The organism is Methanospirillum sp. (assembly GCF_035560735.1).
Classification (GTDB): Archaea; Halobacteriota; Methanomicrobia; order Methanomicrobiales; family Methanospirillaceae; genus Methanospirillum.
Genome location: NZ_DATMYY010000184.1, coordinates 1 through 3367, shown reverse-complemented (window position 1 = coordinate 3367; position 3367 = coordinate 1). Strand labels below are relative to the sequence as shown.

Annotated in this window: 3 protein-coding genes; 1 reads left to right on the top strand and 2 read right to left on the bottom strand. The window is 43.7% G+C overall.

The window, feature by feature from the left end; translation table 11 throughout:
- A partial coding sequence (locus VN429_RS05540) for a hypothetical protein (RefSeq protein ID WP_325630709.1) occupies nucleotides 1-915 on the bottom strand: 915 nt, incomplete at its 3' end.
- A 134-nt stretch (nucleotides 916-1049) separates the two neighbouring features.
- Between VN429_RS05540 and VN429_RS05535 the strand changes: the two genes are divergently transcribed.
- A complete protein-coding gene (locus VN429_RS05535; protein WP_325630707.1) occupies nucleotides 1050-2036 on the top strand; it encodes an archaeosine biosynthesis radical SAM protein RaSEA in 987 nt (328 codons plus the stop codon).
- A 12-nt stretch (nucleotides 2037-2048) separates the two neighbouring features.
- Here VN429_RS05535 and VN429_RS05530 read toward each other — a convergent pair whose 3' ends face one another.
- Complete coding sequence (locus VN429_RS05530; RefSeq protein WP_325630705.1) at nucleotides 2049-3287, bottom strand: ornithine cyclodeaminase, nickel-pincer nucleotide-dependent; 1239 nt, start codon at nucleotides 3285-3287, stop codon at nucleotides 2049-2051.
- Nucleotides 3288-3367 lie beyond the last annotated feature (80 nt).

Below are 3367 nucleotides of genomic sequence, written 5' to 3'. Positions count from 1 at the left end.
CTGCTTTACAGATATTAAAATGTATGCGGGTGAATCACGTGATACTGGTGCAGTTGCACTTATCCCTTCAATTGAAATCGGTTTATCGCTTGATTTATTTTCCGCATTTTTAGTTTCTGCTGGGGTTAGAGAAGCAGCACTCTTGGTTTGTTCAACTGAAGGAGTTGCAGGTGTGTGGCTTACTTTAGCCTGGGCTGGGGTCTCTGTTTCATGAACTGTGGGTGCTTCTGTCTCTGCCGAAGTGGGGGTTGCTGTGGCAGCCGCTTTTTCTTCTCCAACCTGCACTGGATATGTCCCAATAAATCCTTTTGAATCATTGAAAGTAATTGCATATGTCCCGGGCTCCTTGATTGGAAGTTCGTATTTCATCAAGCCGCGGCTGACAGGAACTGATTCTGGACCGAACACTGTTGTATTCTCCTTCTGAACCTGAATCTGAATTGCGTTATCCTCATATCCCTGAATCCTTGTTTCTATCTTGAGTGTACCATCAAAATCCTGAAACATCGGAGAAGAGAATCTTATAATGTCAGATCGGTCTGTAAGTTTTACAACCCTCAAGTTTCGTGATCCTGCTGAAAAATCCCGCAGAGTTTGAGAAAGGGCTTCTACTTTATAGTTACCTTTTTCATATCCGGTTGTTTGAAATGTAACATTAAAACTGGTATCACCTTTTTCTGTTATTACTACTGATTGACGATCCTTTTCTACAGGGATATTCGATGACAAAGAAAGAACAACATCAATTTTATCAGGTGGGGGTACATTTGTTGTTCCAGTTACTGTTATGGGCTGGCCTACTCTCACTTCTCCAGGAGCGTCAAGGGTGAGATAATATGCAGATACAGTGCTGGTCCCGAAAAGGACCAGTATAAGGAATACTACTGATATTATGTTGAAATACCGGGGAATCAAGTCCTAATCGCCTCCAAAATGATTAGCTGAATATATTTCACCGGCACGACCTAATATATTGTTGGTCTTTACATAGTATGAGCAATAACTTTCCGGTTTTGATCGGGAGTAATACAGCTTAATCGGTTCTTTCTATGAAAAAAGAGCAGAAGAATACTCCAATAGCGTTGTGGACCGGCTCAGACCGCGTTCTTGATGAAATTCTGAATAGTGTTACAGTTATCCTTCGATCTGGCGGTTGTTCCTGGAATCGGTGCCTGATGTGCCAGTACCGGCATGAGCGGTACCATGATCTCACAGTACAGGAACTAATCAATGCGATGATTGAACAGATTGAAGTTCTTGCTGAAAGTATCTCTGAACATGATCCAAAACTGGTAAAGATCTATACTTCAGGTACTTTTTTTGATGATCAGGAAGTTCCACCCGTAATCAGAGAAAGAATCGCTGATCTATGCAGAGGCAGAATTCTGACTGTAGAATGCCGCGGGGATTATGTGGATTATGAAAAGGTCGCATCCTATCGGAATTTATTACTGAATGAATCCGGACAGGGAGGCCTTATTATTGCTATCGGGCTTGAGACATCATCGGATCTTATCCGGGAAAAGTGTATTGATAAGGGTCTCTCATTTTCGCAGTATATTACCGCAACAAAAGATATCAGGCGGGCAGGCGGGCTCGTAAAGACATATCTTCTTTATAAACCCGCATATGTCTCAGAACGTGAAGCATACGAGGATATGGTATCCTCGATTAGAGAGATTCAGCCTTATACTGATCTGATATCAATGAATCCCTGTTCTGTCCAGCGGCATACTCTCGTTGAACGACTCTGGCGTCAGGGTTCTTACCGTCCGCCTTACCTCTGGAGTGTTGCTAAGGTTCTGGCAGATGCCCCTGTCCATATCACATGCGATCCACTCGGTGGAGGACAGAAACGGGGAGCACATAACTGTGGGACTTGTGACCAAATGATTCTTGATGCTATTCGTGAATACAATCTCAATGGAGATCAGGAACTTATCCGTTCAGTCCTTGATATTACATGTGACTGCAAAAAAGAATGGGAATTCATTATGGAACATGAACATCCATATGCCATGCCTCTGACCGGATAAAAATCTAAATTTTTATTCTTTCAACTGACCGGTCATCAACCTGATCTGTCTGAGGAGCATCGGAATGAATGCTCCAGCATCACTAACAATCCCAATAGCCTGCATGGTTCCCCGGTCCATCAGTTTCGTTACTGTTGAAGGGTTAATATCAACACAGATTGTTCTGACATACGCTGGCAGGCAGTTTCCAACTGCTATTGAATGAAGCATGGTTGCAACCATCAGCACCATGCCGATATCTGGGACATATTTCCGCATCTCATCCTGTGCAATCCGTGCATCAGAAATAACATCTGGTAATGGTCCGTCATCACGGATTGATCCTGCCAGAACGAAAGGAACATTGTTTTTGATACATTCATACATGATACCAGATCGAACAACTCCGGTCTCTACTGCTGCACGGATGGATCCGGCTCTCATGACTTCACTTATTGCATATAGGTGGTTTTTATGGCCTGCAGAAACAAGGTCACCCGTCTTGATATTCATGCCAAGGGAAGTTCCGTATAAACTGTACTCAATGTCATGAGTGGCTAGAGCATTACCGGCAAAGAGAACATTGATGTATCCTTCACGCACTAATGCTGCACAGGCGCCTGCCGCACCAGTATGAATAATGGCAGGACCACCAACGAGAGCAACTTTTCCTCCTTTTTGATGAAGTTCCACCATCTCTTTTGCAATTTTGGCTATGATTGTCTCGGTTGGGCGTTCTGAAGAAACTCCGCCTCCCATGAATTCAAATTCATTGTGATCACGGGAGCGCTCAGGTGGGTAAACTTTTACTCCAAGTTCTCCCATGACAACAAGATCGCCCTGTATGAGTTTATCCATGGGTGTACAGATAGCTCGTTTTTCATCTGGTTTGACCACAATGAGGCAGTCCATTTCGATCTTTTCAACCTGGATCCATCCCCCGGAATACCTGATTTCTGTTGGATAATTTGTTGTTGAATAGAATCCTTTCGGGACTATCCGTTCCCCTTCGGCAGGGACAAGGGTTACCTCGGCAATTTCTACCAGGTGAGCACCATGTCGGTGCATCCGGCTGATAATTCCGTCAAGGCGTTCACTACTATCAGAACTGATTAGGATCCTGGCATAACTCTTGTCGGTTTTTCTCTTTCCGACATCAAATACCAGGAACTCAAAATCGCCACCCATATCGAGGATGGTATCAAGGACATTCTCTACGATTCCTGAATCGATTATATGCCCGTCGAGTTCAATCTCACGGGAGAAGCTCATGTGAGATCTTCGCTCTGCGGACATATCATGATTCGGTCATCAGATAATTATTGGATGAATTAAAAGGATCAAAATTGATC

What these genes read in the sequence shown, in the direction of transcription:
- VN429_RS05535 (WP_325630707.1), top strand. Translation starts at nt 1,050, where the DNA reads ATGAAAAAAGAGCAGAAGAATACTCCAATAGCGTTGTGGACCGGCTCA.
- VN429_RS05530 (WP_325630705.1), bottom strand. Translation starts at nt 3,287, where the DNA reads ATGAGCTTCTCCCGTGAGATTGAACTCGACGGGCATATAATCGATTCA.